This is a genomic window from Sphingobacterium lactis (assembly GCF_051951495.1).
Taxonomy (GTDB): Bacteria; Bacteroidota; Bacteroidia; order Sphingobacteriales; family Sphingobacteriaceae; genus Sphingobacterium; species Sphingobacterium lactis_A.
Genome location: NZ_JBNHAS010000001.1, coordinates 940,266 through 959,455 on the forward strand (window position 1 = coordinate 940,266; position 19,190 = coordinate 959,455).

Sequence of the window (19,190 nt, forward strand, 5' to 3'; positions counted from 1 at the left end):
GAGCAGTTAATGCATTTTTATAGACTAATTATTTTGAAAAAATATATAAAAAAAATAAGGAGAGCATTTCCGGTTGAGAAAGGTCTAATTTTAATTTCTTTATTCCCCTAAATGAGAGGGTTCTACAAGTTTCTATACTAATATCCATCATATCTGAAATTTGCTCATAATTTAGATCAGCATAGTATTTTAAAAATAAAACTTCTTTTTGTCGTTTAGGTAGTAGCTCAAATCTTTCTTGAAGTTTTTGGAGTTGTTCCTCTTTAAGTTCAGAATTAATTTTGTCCAATTCATTTTCATCTGCCCAATTCATAGCATCTGTAAGTGAAATGACAATTTGATTCTCTGTACTATTTTTAATTCTTAATAAGCGCCTCCTTAGGGAAGAGAATAGATAATATTTAATATTTACCTCTTTTGCAATTTTAGGATTATTAAATATATCTACAAATAAATCATGTATATGATCTATAATTGTTTCTTTATCCGCATAATAATTTATACCATATACATACAGATCATCCACATAAGTTGAATAGATTTCCTCAAATGCAGTTGTATCTCCTTGTATAAACTTTAACCAAGACATTTTTCTTCAGATTGAATAAAGTAAAAATGCACACTGTTTGTTAATTCAATATTAACAAACCTTTAAACTTAGTATTTGGTGCGAATAATTAGGTTTTAAATCAACCAAATTTAAAATAATTTTATTAATAAAATTAAGATATTAAGAATATTAATTTTCAGCAGAACCATTTTATAATGATGTTATTATAACAAAAATATAATTTCTATATATTGTTTTTAATGCACTAATGGTAGAATCATTCTCATAAAAAAACCTAAGCTAGCGTTTTACCACTAACTTAGGCGTACTAAAAACTGAAACAACAGTTTACTTATTTGGGGTTTATTTGAAGCTTAATTTTTCAATGAGTTGATCTGCTGTTAAAACACCTACTATTCGGGTTATTTCTTTTCCTGATGAATCAAGGACAAGTAATGTAGGATAAGCATTGATACCATATTTTTTCAAAATGATTTTACCTTCTGCAGATTCTCCATCTAGTTTTACTGGTATGAAATTAGAATTTATAAAATCTCCTACCTTTGCTTGCGAAAATACCTGAGCATCTAATTCTTTACAAGGGCCACACCAAGTGGCATATACATCAATAAATATTAATTGCTTATTTACTGCTGCTTTTTTTAATGCCTCTTCAACAGGGAAATGGTTAAAGCTTACACCATTAGCATTCCCTACATTCTTTAAAACTGCTAGTAAATAGTTCAATTTTCTTTGCGAATAGGATGCTTGTTGTGGTATGTATTTCTCCAGTAAATCAATTTGTTTTTGATTGACCAGAACAGAATCTTTCCCATGATCAGGTTTGAATTTTTCAATTTGAAGCAACACTTGAATGGTACTTAGATTTGGTAATTCAACGTTTAACAAGTCCAAGAATGCTGATTTATCCATGTTATTCTTTCTGGCATTTGCGATCTTAAATAGCGGGACAATTTCAGGATGCTTCGAAATTCTAGCTTCATCAATAAACTGCTTTACTGAATTAAAGAGTTGATTGGCTGTTTCAGTCGTAAAATCAGCATTGGAAGTCACAAAATGCATCAGGTCTCTACGAATCATTTTAATGAAGAATTCATCAATGGCTTCATTACCTAAAGATTGTCTGTATTGATCTTGCTTGTTAAGGAGGTCTTTTATTCTTTGATGATGTCGATCAATGGTATAGCGGTTAAAAATAAACCAGTTAGCAGGACTCATTTTCTCAGAAGCTGATAATCCTGCATAATAATCGTCTATGATTTTAAACCCATTTTCTTCATCACCTTTTTTCATCTGAAGCAATACATAATCGTTAATTAGTTCAGGACTACGTTCATTGGCTTCATAACGTTTGATGATTTGTTCATTTGTTCTGCTATTATCAATAGTCTTATTGACATTTTCAATAAACAGGTTTATAGGTTGAGCACCTGTTAATCGTCCTACTTCTATTTGATTTTTATCCACCACAATAAAGGTAGGGTAGGCTTGTATTTGAAATTTCTGAGCTAAACCAATACCTTCATTCTTTTCAGCATTTATTTGAGCTAAGATAAATCTATCCCCAAGTGCCTCTGCTGTTTTTGGGTTTTTAAGGACCTCTTGGTCCATACGTTTACATGGTACACACCAATCTGTATAAAAATCGATAATGACATGTTTATTCAGCTGCTTTGCTAATGTAATAGCTTCATTCAAATTGTTGAATGTCATTAAAGTATTCTGTTTTTGATCGGCAAATAAATTGCCATTGATCATATACAAGAGCATTAATATCGTTATCTTGATAATTTTCATATTGCTATAATTACATAGGTGCATTTTTCCAACTCATATTTTTAATCTTGGAAAGGTTATTCCAATGCAATGACGTGTCTTCTTGCATTTCGATCGTATTCGTATTGTTTTGTAGCACCATTTTGTGAAGTGTACCTTTGCTTGTGCTATTATAGGTTCCCACATATAACTCGATGTAAGAGCCAGCTTGTATATCACTATGAATCATGGTTATTTCATCTGTAAAGTCTTTGATTAAAACAATCTTTTCACTTCCAACTCCATAGTCATAAGCATAAAGCTTAGAACCTATCACAAAATAGAGTGCGGTTCTGGTACTCGCAAATGCATACATACTCGATTTATTCAATTCAGAGGAAAATTCGGGGGTAATTTTATAAAAGCTCCTTTTTTGAGGAATACTAGATGTATAAAATTTATAAATGAATAATTGATTAGTTGTTTTATCTTGCATTAAGGCAAAACTATTACCATCCCTAGAACCACCATCTGTATTCCTTGTGTTCTCTGCATACTTTAATGTCCTGTTTACCTCACTCTGGTTCCATGGGAATGGATCCGTAGGTCTGTCGCTTAATGGATTAACATTTAAGGCTGATGAACTAGCATATACAAATCTATTGTTATCTAAATCATACAAACTATAATAGCTCCAATAACCAGGACCATGCATGATATAAGGTGCTACTTTAAAAGTAGGAGTATTAATTCCTGCAAGTCTATTTGTTGGATTTCCATAATAATCACCTCCACTACTACTTAAATCTGCGTAAAATGCATCTCCTGTATTCGTAACGACCAATCTCCTAGTACTACTAACAGCATTTCCCGCTCTACTATTAATGCGAGGAGCTATTTCTACAGGGAATATATTTGCCGGTAAAGCATAGGTTGAAAACAATAGATTTTTGAAAATATTGTTCGGATTCGTTTCAAAGGTCATTGGATCTACAAAATAAGCGGTCTCTTGACCAATAATCCATTGTCTAGCATTGTTAGGTCGAGGAGGATATACCCCTGTATGGATAATGTCCAAAGCACCCTTCATTTTAGGAACACCATTTTCATTTGCCAAGCCTTTTAAAATTACGGTATCTACACCCATAGCAATCATTTCTACTTGTGCGTATCCCTCATCATCCTCTCCTATAAGCATAAAGCCAGTTGCCGATTGTACGGTTATTGATAGAATAGTGGAGCTTGTCCATGTAACAGTCGTCTCCTTATCTTTTATTTTTAAATACAAGATATAATCACCTGGCAAGGCACTCACTGGATAAATTAAATCCTTAGTTGTTCCAATGATAGTTCCCTTTTTGGTTTGGAGATTTGCATTTGCTTGCGATACTAATTTCCATTCATAGGTGAATCGTTCAGGATCATTTGATTCTTGGGTAAATGTTAATTTAGGATTTAACCTTAGCGTATCCGTTTTATATAAAAGCGAATGGTATTCACCAAGTTCATTTATGGTGATTTCATTGATATCATGGTATTGATAATTTCCAAGATCTTTACTGCAACTATAAGTAACAATTACTAGGATTGGTAAAATCCATTTTAATAAATTATTTTTCATTTTTCTATGGATTATAAGGTTTTCCAATTGTTGAACTCCAAGAAACACCCATTACCCACATTAGTCTTCCATCATCCTCCAAAACAGGTGTTTTTTTATCAAACATACTTTGTAAATATGCCTTCACCACTTGATTAATAATTTCACGTCTAATGGTATGCATGGTAGCTGTTGAGGCAAAATCATCATAAACAAGATCGTTTAATTCACAGATGAGCAAGAATTTCTTAGTCGAAAATTCTCCCCATAAACCTGCTTCCACACCGTTATTACTAGCACCATACCAAATCTTTGGTTTGGTGATGAAATCGGTTAATTCGATTTGATGATAAGTAGCGTCAAAGGTTTTATAACGAGTTGATGTAAAATATGGAGTTAGAGCATACCAGGTCGGAATAGCTAGATTAAAGTCTTCGCTTGATATTAAATTGATTCCAAGTATTCGTTTTTCTGTTTGAATACTTTCTGATCGAATCAGTTCAATTGGAATGTCAGTATAGAGCTGTCCGGCTTTAATAACATATTCTTCTTCTAAAGGCTGATAATCTTCATTTGCAATTGCGGTAGTGCTGTCCACATTTACACGCACGCCAAACTTACGGTCATAATCTTTTCTATTTCCAGTTGCCATCACACGCAATTTTGCGGTATAGGCTTTTCCATTTAAATTAATGAAATCCACTGGTGTATAGCTTTGGAATGCCCATTGTGTGGAATCCGTATAGGAGGGACCCCATTGAACGGCAAAATATACGCCATCAGTCCCTTCATACTTCATAGTTTCCTTTGTGCAGCTGCTCAGGAAAAGGAAGTATATCATCGTTCCGATTAATAATTCTAATCTTTTCATAATTAATTTCTTTGGCTAGTTTCACTTTCGGGAAGTGGTAAGAGATAATATTTTTTTTCCATTGGGAATTTATCCAATCCTGGTCTAACAGGACTTGGGATAGCGGTTTTTTGAAGGCGTTTAAAATAAAAGTATGTTTGCCCTTCACCAATGAATTCTTTTAAATATTCATCTTGAATTTTTTCATCAAGATCTGCTTCACTTAATATGGTTTGCTCTGGTAGTCCGCGGTGTACTTGCAAAATATTATAGAATTTCTCTGCTTCAGACATATTCGTGGCTGTTTCAGCGAGTATTAGATACATTTCCGAAATACGTAGTAAAGGAAACATGTTTTTATAAGCTATAGAAATACCTTCCGTATCCGTGACATCTAAATATTTTGTAAAATAGAGGACCTCATTACTAGTGGAATTCACTTGTTGTGCCCAATGAAGTTTTCTTCTATAATCATTTTCATTAGGATATAACTGCGGTACTCTACCTTCACTCAGTGTTCCAACAAATGTCAATAGTTGTACTGGAGACAAAGAATAGCTGTACAAAGAATTATGAATGGTTAATCGCTTTGTATTGTAAAGTGCAAATAATACTTCTGTGGAAAAAACGCGGTCTGGGTAATCGCCGCTATTATTAACAGCTTGGTCAGTCACAAAAGGAAAAATTTCATTTCCTGGTTTTTGTCCGAGATTAATTACCTCCTCTGCATAACTTTTGGCAGCGGGTTTATTTCCAGACCAAAGACTAACACGAGCTAATAGTCCACATACAGCAAAGTAGTTCAATCGATATTGACGGTAGTTTAACATGTTTGAAACTGGATCATCAAGATTCAAACGACCTTTAGTTAATACTGGATCGCTGTTCTTTAAGAGGTCTTTTGCTTCTGTCAAATCAGCCAAAACTAATTGTATAATCTCTTTATTACTTAATAAAGGTTCTATCGATCTATCTGCTTTTTTCATGTAAGGAATAACTTTACTGTCTAAATCCTCCGAATAGGTAGATCCAAATAGCCTTAGTAAATCAAAGTGTAAGAAAGCACGAATCGCTAAACTCTCGGCTTTGAATATCTGGTAGTATGGATCGCCCAACATTGATTTCTTTTCATCAATTTTGGCAATTATGGCATTTGAGTTTGCTATTAAGCTATACATCTTCTTCCATATGGCTTCGGTTTTACCCTTATATTGTGAATTTGCAAAATCATAACCGGCATATGGTAAGTAAATGTGCTCACGGTTTTCCAGGTAGAAGTATTGTGCCATAACATCAACAAGACCACCGGATAGGTTCGATCCATAAACATCAGAACTATTCATTTCGGAATATATTCCATTCAATGCTACATTAAAGCCATTGATTGAGGAAAAGACTTCATCTTCCAAGATATTGTCTTGGGGCTTAACATCTAAAAAACTTGAACAACTGGCTTGGAACAGGAGACAAGATATTAGGGTAAAATAATATATAATCTTTTTCATAATTTTTAATCTTAAAACCTTGCACTAATGGAAAATGAAACTGTTCTTGCAAAAGGGAAGTTAATTCCTCTTTCATTTCTCACTGTTGATAAGCGAAATATTTCATTCATGTACATTCTACTTTGAAAAGAAGAAAGGCCTAGTTTTTTGGTCCAATTTCCAATACTTTCATAACCCAAAGAGACAGATTCACAACTAAAGGTATTTTCATCCGCTAAAAACCGCGATGAAATAGGGGTGGTTTGAGTCAATGAAATGGCTTTATATAAGGACTCATCTCCTGGTTTTTGCCATCTATCATAAAGCGCCCTTTTATCTTGATTATACCTTAGACCTTCAGGTGAGATGTTTTCAACCTTTGAATACAAGGTGTTTAAGAATATTTGTCCACCATAGCGGTATCTGAAATTAGCAGAAAAGCTAAAGCCCTTGTATGCAAGCATAGTTCCAACAACACCTTCAGCAGTAGGGGTGGAGTTACCTAAAACTTGTTCATCACTATAATCGTGGACAAAGGTTTGGCTGCCATCTTTTTTCTCAAAAATCTCTCTTCCGGTTGCAGGATCAATTCCCAAGGATTTGACGGCCCATAGATCTGTTGTACTTGCTCCATCATAATAGCGTTGTAGATTCCTACTTTTATTTTCTTCGTTTATGGTTTTCAGTGAATTACCTATTTTGTAATAGGTTGATTTCATTTTTCTTAAATTGAAATTGATATTCCATAACAAGTCATCCCGTTGAATGGCGCGATAGTTTAACGTAGCTGTTAGACCTTTCGTTTTTTGTGCTCCAATATTTTGGGCAATAGTACCAGTACCTGTCGAAGTTGGTATCTCCACATAGATCAACAATGGGTCTGTTGATTTATAGAAATAATCAAAATTCACATAGAACTTGCGTTTTAAAAATTCTATATCAACTCCATAATTTTGATCGAGCGTTTTTTGCCACTTAAGGTGTGGATTTCCCCAATCGCTTATCAAAGCACTTAAGCCAAAAGGATTAGGATAATTTAGATTATACGTATAGGTATTCATGGTCATATAGGCATCGAAGTTCTGATTACCTGGATTACCAAATGAAGATCTCAATTTCAATAAGCTTATTTGATCTTTAATCTTCTCCATGAAAGGCTCTTGATGAATGTTCCAGGCTAAACCAAAGGCCCAGGTATCCGTAAAGCGATTTCTGGCACCAAATAAAGAAGAACCATCTTTTCTGAAGTTTAAATCAACTAAATACCTGTTTCTAAAGGAATATCCTGCGTTACTGTAGTAACTTAATGACCTTCGGTCGCTAAATTGATAGGCTGGTTTCGTTCCTTGTGTATATCCAACTGCAAATTTTGGTGCCCAATATTCTTCGTCTTTATATCCTGATACACTGTAAGAAGAGTTTTCATCAGTAGACAAATTTGCGCGCATCCCAATCACTGCATTTAATGTATGATAATTTTTTTCACCAAAACTTTTACCATAAGTAGCACTAAAGTCTGTGTCAAATTTTTTCATTCCTCCATTTGATTCTGAAAAGCGACCTTTCGACTCAGATACTACAGTAGTATAGTTACTTGCGAAAGGTGAGGTAAAAACTTGACCTTTACTATAACTCTTGGCAAAGGAAAATCTTCCTCTTACTCTCAATTCATTTAGTATCCGCCAATCCGCGTCAAAGTTGTTTCTTAACTCAGTGTTCTGATTATTATTGAAACTTTTCAAGTAAAAATCATACATCGGATTATAAAGATTAGTTACAGCACCTCCAAAACTGGTAAAGCTTTCTACGATTTTTAAAATGTCTCCTCGTTCATCATATTTTCTATAATATGGGTTCATTTTAGAGAATTCAGAAAAGTTTACCACGTTATTGTCAGCCTTATTATTGTCAATTGTGAAATTATTGGAGAATGAGAAGTTATTCATCCGATAGATCAGTCTGACATTTCCACCTAGTAACCTACGGTTGGAACCTTTCATTACGCCTGCTGTATTTCCATAATTGAAGCCTATTCCATAGCGCATATTTTGGTCGCCACCTTCGGCGAAAATATTATGACGTGAAGAGAATGCATTTCTTAATGGTTCGCTCATCCAGTAGGAATCAACTCCTCTTTTGGCTTCTGCTAATCGAAGATTGTATTGTGCAGCCTCATATTCGGAGATGATATTGCCATTTTCATCTAATGGCCCATAGAATTGTGAAAGTCGTTCAAAATTAATTTTCTCTTCTGCATTCATTAAATTGTAATCAGATAGGTCAGCAAAGCTAAAACTGGAGTTATTGCTCAAAGAGAGTTGTAACTTGCCACTTTTAGGACGTACAGTTTCCACCACCACAACACCATTGGCAGCTTTTGATCCATAAATTGCAGTCGCCGCTGCATCTTTTAATAAGGTAATCGAAGCCACTCTATCCATAGACAAATCAAAGATGACCCCTATACTAGACTCAAAGCCATCAAGGATAAATAGTGGTTGATTGGGATCAGTACTAAATTGTTGTCTTAAACCAATTACGCTAGTCTTTCCACGGATATTTACATCTGGTAATACATTGGGGTCAGAACCCATTAAGTTATTGTCTTCTAAGGTAAATGAAGGGTCTAAGGTTTTTAATGCTTGAAGGATATTGGTGTTACTTATCATTTTAAGTTCCTTACCTGTATAGGTTTTGGACGATCCAGTAAAACTCTCCTTATCCCTTGTATAGATACCTGTGATTACAAATTCTTCCAATTGGTTCTCCTTATCGACAAGGTTAATGACATAAGTATCTTTTTGGTCAATTGAAATTAATGCATCTTGGTAGCTTAAATGTCGAATTCGTATTTGCTTACAATCTCTTGGGATTTGACCACGAAAAACACCTTGATTATCAGTTTGTCCAATTACATGTCTTGGATTTTCAACAAAAATACTCGCCTTAGGAATGTTTTCGCCTGAAGAGGTCAGCACTTTAATACCGATGGTACGTTGTTGGTTATTTTTAATCTTAAATAGCGCTATTGTTTTATTCTTGATTTCGAATGAAACATCTTGATTTTTCAATAAGGTTTTAAGCGTTTGTTCTAAGGATAAGTTTGCCAGGTCAACTTTAACAGGTTCATTTAAATTGATGGCCTTATCCAAGTAAATAATGTTATAACCAGTCTGCTTTTTTATCTGAAGAAGACATTCTTCTAAAGTTTTATCCTTGTTGGTTATTCTAACATTCTGTGCAGATTTTGCTATTGCATTATAAAAAAATAAGGCAAAAAAGAGCACGTATATATATTTCATAATTTTGGTATATCTAGGTTATTAAGTAAAATTTGATGATTAATAATGAGTAAGTTTTTATTTCACGATAATCCTCCTTCCTTTTATTTCAAACTGATTTCCTTTAGCTAGGCTTAATGTTTCAAGTAGGTCATATATATCAGAAAACTTGGAAATCTCTCCCATGTATTTCAAAGAGGTATCAGCATTTTCAAAGTCAACTTCTACATTATACCAATCAGCTACCTCAGACATGATTTCCTTGATGTTTTTGCCATCTAAGTCTATACGGCCGTCTTTCCAAGGGTTCCCTTTCGCAAGATTAAAGGCATTCAATTGATATTGACCATCGGGATGAACCATAATCTCATTTCCAGGTAATATTACGACCTTGAAATTCGGATGACTTACCTGTATTTTCCCTTCAAACAGTTTGGTAGACATGATTTGGTTTGGTTTATAATTGACATTGAATTTTGTTCCTAATACCTGAATAGTACTAGGTCCAATCTCCACTCGGAAAGGGTGATTCTTGTCTTTGGTAACTTCAAAATAACCTTCACCTGTTAAGGAGACTCTTCTTTCAGATGAACTAAATTGGGTTGGGAAAACTAAACTAGCATTGGCATTCAATGTAACTCTCGTGCCATCTACTAATTGTACAACGATATTGGATCCTCTTGGGGCCTGAATCATTTGTCTTTGAATAAGACTATTCGGTAGCGGGATAATCTTTACTTCATTTGAATCAATTCTTTGTAAGCAAATTCCATTGAAGGAATAGATGGAATCAACTTGAAGATCAATTAAAGCGATATCCTTATGACCATCTTGTTTCAGTACCCCGTTAAATTCACCGGGTTTAATTTCTAAGGATTCTGTTGCTATGTGCTGTATTTCAGATTTTGTACTTAATAATTTTACACCTAATAATCCAAATGCAATGAGTAAAATAGCAGCAGCTGCAACAGTCCAATATGGAAATGGCCTTGGTTGAATTTTATTGTGGATCCTTTCTTTTAAGTTTTTTAGTTCAGAATCTGACCAATCTTCTTTAACTTCCATGTGTAAAGAATTGAACCAGTCTTCAATTATGTTTTCCTCTTGTTCCGATATTTTCTTATTAATAATTTTTTTAATAATTTTAGAAATTCTACGGTTCATAAATATTGGCTTTGAATTATAGTAACCCAAGACTACCTTAACACATAGAAATATTTTTCTTTTTTTTAATTATTGTGAGTGAAGTTGATTTATTGTTCGAAAAAGAAGCTATAGCGCTCTTACAGCAAGATCCTGATAAAGCATTTAATCTTATTTACGATAAGGTTAGTAAGGATCTTTTGAAGTTTGCTTTGCATAAGGTAGGAGACAAGCGAATTGCAGAAGATCTTTTGCAGAATGTATTTAGTGACTTCTGGACGAATAAAGATCAAGTTAATAAATCAATTTATGGCTATTTATTTAATGCCATGAAATATCAGATATTTAATTTCTTTCGCTCTGAGAAGGTAAAGAATAAATATATTATTCACTTGAGCCATTATTTGGAGGAAATCAATAAAGTAACCCCTCAAAAGTATTTGGAGGCAAAGGACTTAATGCAACATATTGAGACCAATGTTGGCCAATTACCCAATCAATGTCGACTAGTTTTTGTACTAAGTAGGTTTGAGAACAAGAGCAATGATGAAATTGCAGAAAGTTTACAAATTTCTAAACGAACAGTCGAAAACTATATCACACAAGCTTTAGCCTTTATTCGGAAAAAGAATGAATCTGTTTATTTGGCATTAACCTTTAGCTTTTAAACCTTGAGTATTTTATTGCTTATTTTCCTGTCTCTGAATTAGGACTATCCACTGGTTTTGATTCCGGTGATCCTTTTTGTCTTAAGAATATGCTGAGGATGACAATAGATGCTACTGAAAGAAATTCACTTTGCCAATTTTGGAATGTCTCAAACCAAAATCGCGGTTCGTTTATAAATTGTAATAATGTTAAATCAGGCTTGCCAGCTAATACTTGTTCAGCCTTGTAATTCTGAAAACTTCCATAAAAATGAAACCCAGCAGATAATACGAAAAGCAATAAAAAAGCAATGGTTAGAGAATTTTCATAAATCTTTAATATAAATCCTCCTTTTTTAACAGGATATGGTGCATTTTCATGAGGTATCGGTTCTCTATCAACTTCTTCTTTGACTCCAATTTTTTTTGATTCTGCGGAACCTTGTTGCCTCAGATAGATCGTCACAAAAACATACATCGCCATCTGTAAAAATTCACTTTGAAAATTCTCAAAGGTTGCAGCAATAAAATGTCCAGAGAATAGGTAGCTGGATAATGCTAAGGTTTTACCAGCCTCTTCATAATCTTTCGAATTTTCTTTCCAACCAAAATATACCTGAGCAATCATGGCTAAGAAAAATAAGGTAATAAAGGCAATAGATAGGCTATTTCTATATAGAAATCCAGGTTTCATATCAAGGTAATTAAATTAAAAACGATTTTAAATAATCTGCTTTAGCGCTTTTATTTTTATTTCTGGGAATGTAATTCTCCGGTCTTGTTGTAAAATAAAATACACCAACTTCGCCAAATCTTCAGCAGCAAGCATTTCTTGTTGTTTTATTTTTTCAATCTTTTTCTTTTCACTCATGTTCTGCATTCCGGTACTTACAGCAGCCGGTTCTATCAAACACACTCGTATATCTAAAGGATTTACTTCCTTGCGCAAGGATTCTGTAAAACCTTGTACAGCACTTTTACTGGCTACATATCCCGTACTGCCCGCTTCTCTACTATCAGCACTCATAGAACCAATATTTATGATATCACCAGATAGGGAGTCTTGCTGCATCTGTTGGGAGAAATATCCAGCTAAATATAAATAAGCATCTAGGTTTATACGTATCATTTTAAATAGTTGCATATAATCAGATCCTTTAATTCCACCAAATCCAACACCTGCATTATTTATTAATACATGAAAAGGACCGTATTGATTCCAGATTTTCGGAATACGTCCCTTTACATGTTCTAAATTCTCAAGATCTAATAATTCACCATTAAATGAATCTTCCAAACCTAAAACTTTTACTTCTTCTTGTAGTTTTTTTAATTTGTTAGGATTTCTACCTATAATAAAAACAGTATAACCTTTTTCCAATAAGTATAGGCAAATCGCCTTACCAATTCCGGATGTTCCCCCTGTAATAAATACTTGTATATTTTCTTTTATCCTCATGTAGTGAATTTTTATTTTATCTAATCCTCTTGTATGGTTAACAAGTAATCACCTATATGGTTGAACATGAATTGTTATTAATTATTCATGAAACTAGAAAACTTGGCAAACTAAATCTATTGTAATACTGTTTATAGGGCAATTAGTCAACCGAAATTCACATTAAATTTTAAAAAGTATTTAGGACATGAAATCTAAGGAAAACAAAAAAACCAAGCAGATTGATCAGCATCTCATTAATAATGCTGATAAAGGAATGACCAGCAATGATGGGGTTCTGATTCATGATAACAACAATACGTTGAAGGCAGGTGAAAGGGGCCCATCTTTGTTAGAGGATTTTATTTATCAAGATAAACTTGCCCATTTTGATCGAGAGCGAATTCCAGAACGGGTAGTGCATGCTAGGGGTTCAGGCGCACATGGGATATTTGAAGCTACTGCAGATATATCCGACATAACGAGAGCAAAATTTCTTCAGAAAGGTACTGTTACTCCATTATTTGCTCGCTTCTCTACTGTTGCAGGTTTTAAAGGATCTACAGATTTAGCGAGAGATGTTCGTGGGTTTTCTGTTAAGTTTTATACAGAAGAAGGAAATTATGATTTGGTTGGAAATAATATTCCAGTGTTTTTTATTCAGGATGCTATGCAGTTTCCAGATGTTGTACATGCTGTAAAGCCTGAGCCTAACAACGAAATGCCACAAGCTGCCTCAGCACATGATACCTTTTGGGACTTTATTTCTTTAATGCCTGAATCAGCGCACATGTCATTATGGTTGATGTCTGACCGAGCAATTCCACGTTCATTTCGAATGATGGAAGGATTTGGTGTGCACACCTTTAAGTTTTTAAATGATCAAGGAAAAGCAACTTTTGTAAAGTTTCATTGGAAACCTCGCTTAGGAGTGCATTCTGTTGCTTGGCAGGAAGCACAAAAAATATCTGGATACGATGCAGACTTTCATAGACGTGACCTATGGGAAGCTATTGAGAAGGGGGATTTTCCTCAATGGGATCTGGCTGTTCAATTAATTCCAGAGGAGGATGAAATGAAATTTTCATTCGATTTATTAGACCCTACTAAGATTATTCCTGAAGAATTGGTGCCCCTAAAAATAATCGGTACGATGACGCTAAATCGTAATCCTGAGAATTTCTTCGCAGAAACAGAACAAATAGCTTTTGACCCAGGAAGACTAGTTCCAGGGATAGATTTTAGTAATGATCCACTTTTACAAGGCAGGGTATTTTCCTATGCAGATACACAAAACTACAGACTAGGAGGTCCTAATTTTCATGAGCTTCCAATCAATAGACCAGTCAACGGTAAATCCAATAATCAAAAAGATGGTTTTGGAAGACAGGATATATTAAAAGGAAATGTTTCTTATTTCCCCAATAGTCTAGCTGAAGGCTGTCCATATCATGCTATGTTAAAGGGAGAAAAAGGATTTGAATCTCATTCGGAAAAGATTGATGCTAAAAAAATAAGAGGTAGATCACCATCTTTTGCTGATCACTTCACTCAAGCAAAGCTTTTCTTTCAATCGCAGTCCGAGTATGAAAAAGAACATATCATAAATGCTTATAGTTTTGAACTATCCAAAGTAAAGGACCTTAATGTTCGAAAACGTGAATTAGCAATATTAAATCAAATCGATGCTGGTCTGGCTAAACAGGTGGGTTCTAATTTAGGTATTGAGCCACCAAAAGAATTGGATCCTTTAACTTTACAATTTGCTCGACAAAACTTTGAAAAGTATCCTATTAAAGCTCCTAAACCAGAAATTACTAAGTCATCAGCATTAAGTATGGCGATTAATCCAGAAGAAGGAACTATTAAATCTAGAAAGGTAGCTGTTTTAGTCGCAGATGGAGTAAATAAGAAAAACGTTGATCTTATGCGCAATGCCCTTCAGAAAGAAGGAGCACATGCCGTTTTGATTTCCACACATGTCGGTAACCTCAAATATAATGACGGTTCGGAAGAATTAGTGCAATTTTCCTATTTAACAGAAGCTTCTGTATGCTATGACGCTTGTTATACTCCTGATGGTGATTCCATTGCTATTCTTTCTCAAGAACCTGATTATTTTCAATTTATTAATGAAACATTCCGCCATTGTAAAGCTTTAGCATTTGCAAAAGGAGCTGAAGAGTTAATAAATAAAAGCCTTTTCTCGAAGGAGGAAAAAGATAAAGGAGTAATCTTAGAATCTCAAGGAAATATGGTTAAAGATTTTATTCATATCATGAAAGGTCACCGAATTTGGGACCGAGAGAAAGCTCGAAAAGTCGCAGTATAATTTAAAATAATTTGAAAAGGCATTAAATATATCAATTTAATGCCTTTTTCATATTTGAAGATATTCGATGAATATGAGTAAGATTTAAAATAATAACAACGCCCTAACCTGTCTTAGGGCATTGTTAGTCCATTACAAAGCGGATTGTAATTTCTTTTACTGACAATACTATTCTGTTTGCAGTAGTATGTTTAAATATTGAATCAACTAAACGCAAAATAGTTCTTGTTCATACTAAAAAATAAATTCTGAATTTTATTATTTCCACTCAGTGCATTTAAATAAAAACAAGTTCCTTCAAGTAATTGTTTCTTAGATAAACAAAAGGAATATGAATATGGAAATCAATCCGGAAATGAATAAAAACTCGAACGAGTTAACTAAGAAACCTGATCAAATATATTTGGACCGTCTACAAGTAGAAGCCCAACAAAAGTCTAATGCGGAAGATCCTACAATAGGAGAGAAGGTTATCCGCGAAGGTTTGCAACAATGGCCGGAATATATTGACCAAGAATTGCAACGATTTAAAGAACAAATAAATAAATAATTGTGATGGAGATATTAGAAAAAGAAAGAGCATATTGGAAAGGCATGGAATCTTACGATTATGGAATTGTAAGTCAGCTAACTGAATTTCCATGTATTGTTGCCAGTAAGAATGGTGTTCGTGAAGTTGATGAAATAACATTTAAAAAGCTATTTGAGCAAGGCAAGGATTACAAGATAAAAATCTTGAATATCGATCATGTAGTGGAACGGAAATTATCAACTGATACAGCAGTTATTGCGTATGAAATTGAAATGGAAACTGGAATGGAAGGGAATACTCAAAAATCCACCTGTTCTTGTACATCCACTTGGATTAGAAAGAACGAGGAATGGAAATGTGTCCTTCATACAGAAGTAGAAAATCAAACACAGGATTAAATAAAAAATTTTTTAAATCATTATCAAAAATAAAAGGACCACCAATCAGCGGTCCTTTTTTAAATATATATTAACTGTTTAATTTGATGACATCAGTCTAACTGCAGAAATATAATAAAATCCTGTACTGTTATTATTGTTTTCTCCAGAAGTTACAGTAACCTTTATTTTTCCAGACGCATCAGGTTTAACACCTTTAGCAACAACAATTTTATTAGTATTACTTGAGGTGTTTAATGCTACTGAAACTTCATTTGCTCCTGTACAAATGTATTTTGTTTCTCTATTATCCGAGACACCACCTCTAGCTCCGAAGAATGAAAGGCTATAAGTTAGGTTTTTATCTAAACCTGTCAGTTCAAATACCGATTGTTTAATCGTCAATCCTCCAAAAGCTCCTTTGGAGTTTCCAAAATACGAGTATTTGGAGACGTTAGCTGGCATGTTTAATGGTGTATTGGTGGTTGTAGGCCCATCTGCATTAACTCCGTTAAATCGCTCTGTAAGACTTAATTTGACACCCACATAAGAACCCAAACTATCTTTCATATTGATTTGAGTTCCTGCTAAGAAAGAATTGACTTGATTCCATCTCTCGGAAGGAGTATTATTTCCAAAATCAATTAACACGGCACTTGTCAATGGTCCGCCTGCTCCGCCTTGGAAATCTGTCATCGTAGTGACTTCGTATGGTTTTAATACCGCCATGTGCGCAGCATTCTGTGCAATACTTATCTCAAAAGCAGATAAACCTTCGGGTTTATAAGCCATGCCAACAGCAGATTGACCAAATAAAGTTTCAAACCATGTACAGGCAGCCGTAAAACGTCCCATTGGAATGGTCAAATGGTAGCCATCTCTGGTAAAATTATCTCCGACAACGGAAGTTCTCCCATTTTGAATAGCTGTTCCAGCAGGTATAATGATATCAATAGGAACGATATTTTTCACCTTTTGAGATACATCCACAATGGCTTGGTACATTTTCATTTGGTCCTTATCGTAATTGACGAAACCAGAATGTGTCGAGTTTTGAGCATATGCCCATGTTTGATGATAAATGTATTTAACATTTTGATTCAATGCATTTTCTTTAACAAAGTTAAATACGGTAGGCAATGCTGCTTGAACAGTTTCTAATTGTCCCGAATTTTGACTGACTTGTTGAAAAGAAATATAATCCCAATGTTCATCAGCAAGGGCTGTTTTAATGGATGTTTTTTCAAAAGTTCGCTTAACACCATCAGTTCCTATTTTGCGGTAAGAATAAATAGAGGCATTCTTCTCCACATTCAATTTATGTTGTTCTAATGAGGCTCCACCAATATAAAGGTTGCCTATAATAACTGTTTTGCCTGCTTCTTTTGCTAGGTTGTATAAATGGGTTTCAATAGCATCTTCAGAAAAGCTGTTTCCTATTGCTAATATTCGGATCACGCCATCATTAGAGCCTCCTTGTTTTCCAGTCAGATCAGCAGGTCCAATTTTATTCGGATTACCATCCTTAGAACAAGAAAAGAAAAGCGTTAGGACCATTAGGACCGCTAATCCATATTTTAGTTTATGATATATCGTATTCATAATTTCTTAAGTATTAAGGTAAATCACTGGTTTAATAACCTGGATTTTGGGTCAATAAATTCTTACTTAAGTCGATTTGTGTCTGCGGAATTGGTAACAGGACATCTCGGCCATTTTGAAAGTTGGTTTTTCCTGCAGCATGTAAAGCTGTTTGTGCAGTTCCCCAACGAACTAAATCAAAGAAACGGTCGTGTTCCATACCTAATTCAACGCGACGTTCTTGTCTAATCCTGTTTCTAAGACTTGCCTGATCAGTTTCTGTGATGTCAGGTAAAACGCCAGCTGCAGCACCTCTTCTTGCTCTTGCTCGGATTTCATTAACTGCTGTACGCGCTTCTTCAGATTTACCTAATTCATTAGCTGCTTCTGCAAACATTAAGACAACATCAGCGTAACGCAAAATTCTAACATTCATCCACCAAGATCCTCTACTAATTGTATTTCTGAGGTTAGGACTGCTCAACACTTTATGATTATACCTTGGATTTGGAACATCAGTTGGATAAATAGGCATATCCTCACCAAAAATGGATTTATTCTTTACAGCTGATGTACTTGAATATAAAATAGTTCTAGCTTTTCTAGGATCTCCGGTTTCATAGGCAGCCTCTAATGATTCGCTAGGTGTATTCCAACCCCAGCCTAAATTCCAGTTATTCGAACCACGAACACCTTGTAAACTGGCATATTGTATACCATTTGCCTGCGTAACAGCAGGAGAAGCTGTAGCTTGAATTTCAAATACAGATTCTTTTGTGTTTTCGCCTTCTTCACTAAAGATTTTGTTATAATCAACTGAAAGATCATATTGACCTGAATTTCTAACTAAGTTCGCAGCATCATAAGCTTGTTGCCACTTATGTTGTTGTAAGTAAACTTTTGCTAGTATTCCGTTAGCAGCTCCTTTAGTTACACGTCCGTTGAATTTAGCATCCCAAGAAACAGGTAAATATTGAATGGCATATTTTAAATCTTCTTCAATAAAGGTGTATATCTCAGCGGCGGTACTTTGAGGAATGTTAACCGGAGAACTTACATTTTCAATTTTCTTATCCATTTTTGGAACACGGCCAAATAAACGAACTAAATTGAAATAGGCATATCCTCTTAAGAATCGCATTTCTGCTAGCCCTTGTAATCTTAAATCCTCCGTTCCTACGCTTTCACCAACACTGTCGATAAAGCTAATGGCTGTATTACATTTATTGATAAGACCAAAATGGCCAGTCCATAATGCATTTGCACGACCAGAACTTGGTAGCACTGGGAAATTATCCATAGAAATTACGTCAGCTCCACCATCAGAGGCGGTACTACCTTTGTCAGCATCGTCACTTCGAATAGAAAATGCATTGACAAATCCATCAACATGGATATTATAACTTCTTAATTCATTATATGCACCAAATAGGTAGCTATCAAAGGGACCTCCACCAGCAGGATAGGGGTAATTATCTTCTGTATATTCTCCTTGAGGTTGTGTATCAAGAAATTTGGAACAACCACTCCACAGTATCATGGAAACGGCTGCTAAGAGGGTAAATTTTATATAATTTGACATAACTGATCTCATTTAAT

Annotated in this window: 15 protein-coding genes; 4 read left to right on the forward strand and 11 right to left on the reverse strand. The window is 34.5% G+C overall.

Translation table 11 applies throughout. The features are described from left to right. Window positions 1–28: 28 nt before the first annotated feature. The 7 genes from ACP6L2_RS04020 to ACP6L2_RS04050 form a co-directional block, all read right to left on the reverse strand. A complete protein-coding gene (locus tag ACP6L2_RS04020; RefSeq protein ID WP_440508011.1) occupies window positions 29–589 on the reverse strand; it encodes an RNA polymerase sigma factor in 561 nt (186 codons plus the stop codon). Between the two features lie 324 nt (window positions 590–913). After that, entirely contained in the window at window positions 914–2,368 is a 1,455-nt protein-coding gene (locus ACP6L2_RS04025) for a thioredoxin family protein (RefSeq protein ID WP_440508012.1), read from the reverse strand. A 10-nt stretch (window positions 2,369–2,378) separates the two neighbouring features. Further along, entirely contained in the window at window positions 2,379–3,947 is a 1,569-nt protein-coding gene (locus ACP6L2_RS04030; protein ID WP_440508013.1) for a PKD-like family lipoprotein, read from the reverse strand. 4 nt (window positions 3,948–3,951) lie between these two features. Beyond that, entirely contained in the window at window positions 3,952–4,797 is an 846-nt protein-coding gene (locus ACP6L2_RS04035; RefSeq protein ID WP_440508014.1) for a DUF4843 domain-containing protein, read from the reverse strand. A gap of 2 nt (window positions 4,798–4,799) precedes the next feature. Continuing rightward, the gene (locus ACP6L2_RS04040) at window positions 4,800–6,281 is read right to left on the reverse strand and encodes a RagB/SusD family nutrient uptake outer membrane protein (RefSeq protein ID WP_440508015.1); all 1,482 of its coding nucleotides are present in this window, start codon (window positions 6,279–6,281) and stop codon (window positions 4,800–4,802) included. A gap of 11 nt (window positions 6,282–6,292) precedes the next feature. Further along, window positions 6,293–9,562 carry a SusC/RagA family TonB-linked outer membrane protein gene (locus ACP6L2_RS04045; RefSeq protein WP_440508016.1) on the reverse strand — a complete coding sequence of 1,090 codons (3,270 nt, stop codon included), beginning with the start codon at window positions 9,560–9,562 and terminating at the stop codon, window positions 6,293–6,295. 57 nt (window positions 9,563–9,619) lie between these two features. After that, window positions 9,620–10,705, reverse strand: coding sequence for a FecR family protein (locus ACP6L2_RS04050; RefSeq protein ID WP_440508017.1), 1,086 nt, complete (start codon window positions 10,703–10,705; stop codon window positions 9,620–9,622). Window positions 10,706–10,779: 74 nt separating this feature from the next. Here ACP6L2_RS04050 and ACP6L2_RS04055 point away from each other — a divergent pair, with 74 nt between their 5' ends. Beyond that, on the forward strand, window positions 10,780–11,352 hold the full coding sequence (locus ACP6L2_RS04055; RefSeq protein WP_440508018.1) for an RNA polymerase sigma-70 factor: 573 nt from the start codon (window positions 10,780–10,782) through the stop codon (window positions 11,350–11,352). 19 nt (window positions 11,353–11,371) lie between these two features. On the opposite strand, the gene ACP6L2_RS04060 is transcribed toward ACP6L2_RS04055, so the two are convergent. Beyond that, window positions 11,372–12,025 (reverse strand): DUF6766 family protein, encoded by a 654-nt coding sequence (locus ACP6L2_RS04060; protein WP_440508019.1) that lies wholly within the window; start codon window positions 12,023–12,025, stop codon window positions 11,372–11,374. Window positions 12,026–12,052: 27 nt separating this feature from the next. Beyond that, window positions 12,053–12,790 carry an SDR family oxidoreductase gene (locus tag ACP6L2_RS04065; RefSeq protein WP_440508020.1) on the reverse strand — a complete coding sequence of 246 codons (738 nt, stop codon included), beginning with the start codon at window positions 12,788–12,790 and terminating at the stop codon, window positions 12,053–12,055. A 187-nt stretch (window positions 12,791–12,977) separates the two neighbouring features. Here ACP6L2_RS04065 and ACP6L2_RS04070 point away from each other — a divergent pair, with 187 nt between their 5' ends. From ACP6L2_RS04070 to ACP6L2_RS04080, 3 genes are all read left to right on the forward strand, one after another. Next, the gene (locus ACP6L2_RS04070) at window positions 12,978–15,101 is read left to right on the forward strand and encodes a catalase (protein WP_440508021.1); all 2,124 of its coding nucleotides are present in this window, start codon (window positions 12,978–12,980) and stop codon (window positions 15,099–15,101) included. A 331-nt stretch (window positions 15,102–15,432) separates the two neighbouring features. Next, a complete protein-coding gene (locus ACP6L2_RS04075) occupies window positions 15,433–15,651 on the forward strand; it encodes a hypothetical protein (protein WP_440508022.1) in 219 nt (72 codons plus the stop codon). Between the two features lie 5 nt (window positions 15,652–15,656). After that, entirely contained in the window at window positions 15,657–16,031 is a 375-nt protein-coding gene (locus ACP6L2_RS04080) for a nuclear transport factor 2 family protein (RefSeq protein WP_440508023.1), read from the forward strand. Window positions 16,032–16,109: 78 nt separating this feature from the next. Here the strand turns inward: ACP6L2_RS04080 and ACP6L2_RS04085 are convergent, their stop codons facing one another. Together ACP6L2_RS04085 and ACP6L2_RS04090 are read right to left on the reverse strand one after the other, a co-directional pair. Continuing rightward, on the reverse strand, window positions 16,110–17,612 hold the full coding sequence (locus ACP6L2_RS04085) for a DUF4886 domain-containing protein (protein ID WP_440508024.1): 1,503 nt from the start codon (window positions 17,610–17,612) through the stop codon (window positions 16,110–16,112). Between the two features lie 31 nt (window positions 17,613–17,643). Further along, the gene (locus ACP6L2_RS04090; RefSeq protein ID WP_440508025.1) at window positions 17,644–19,173 is read right to left on the reverse strand and encodes a RagB/SusD family nutrient uptake outer membrane protein; all 1,530 of its coding nucleotides are present in this window, start codon (window positions 19,171–19,173) and stop codon (window positions 17,644–17,646) included. Window positions 19,174–19,190 lie beyond the last annotated feature (17 nt).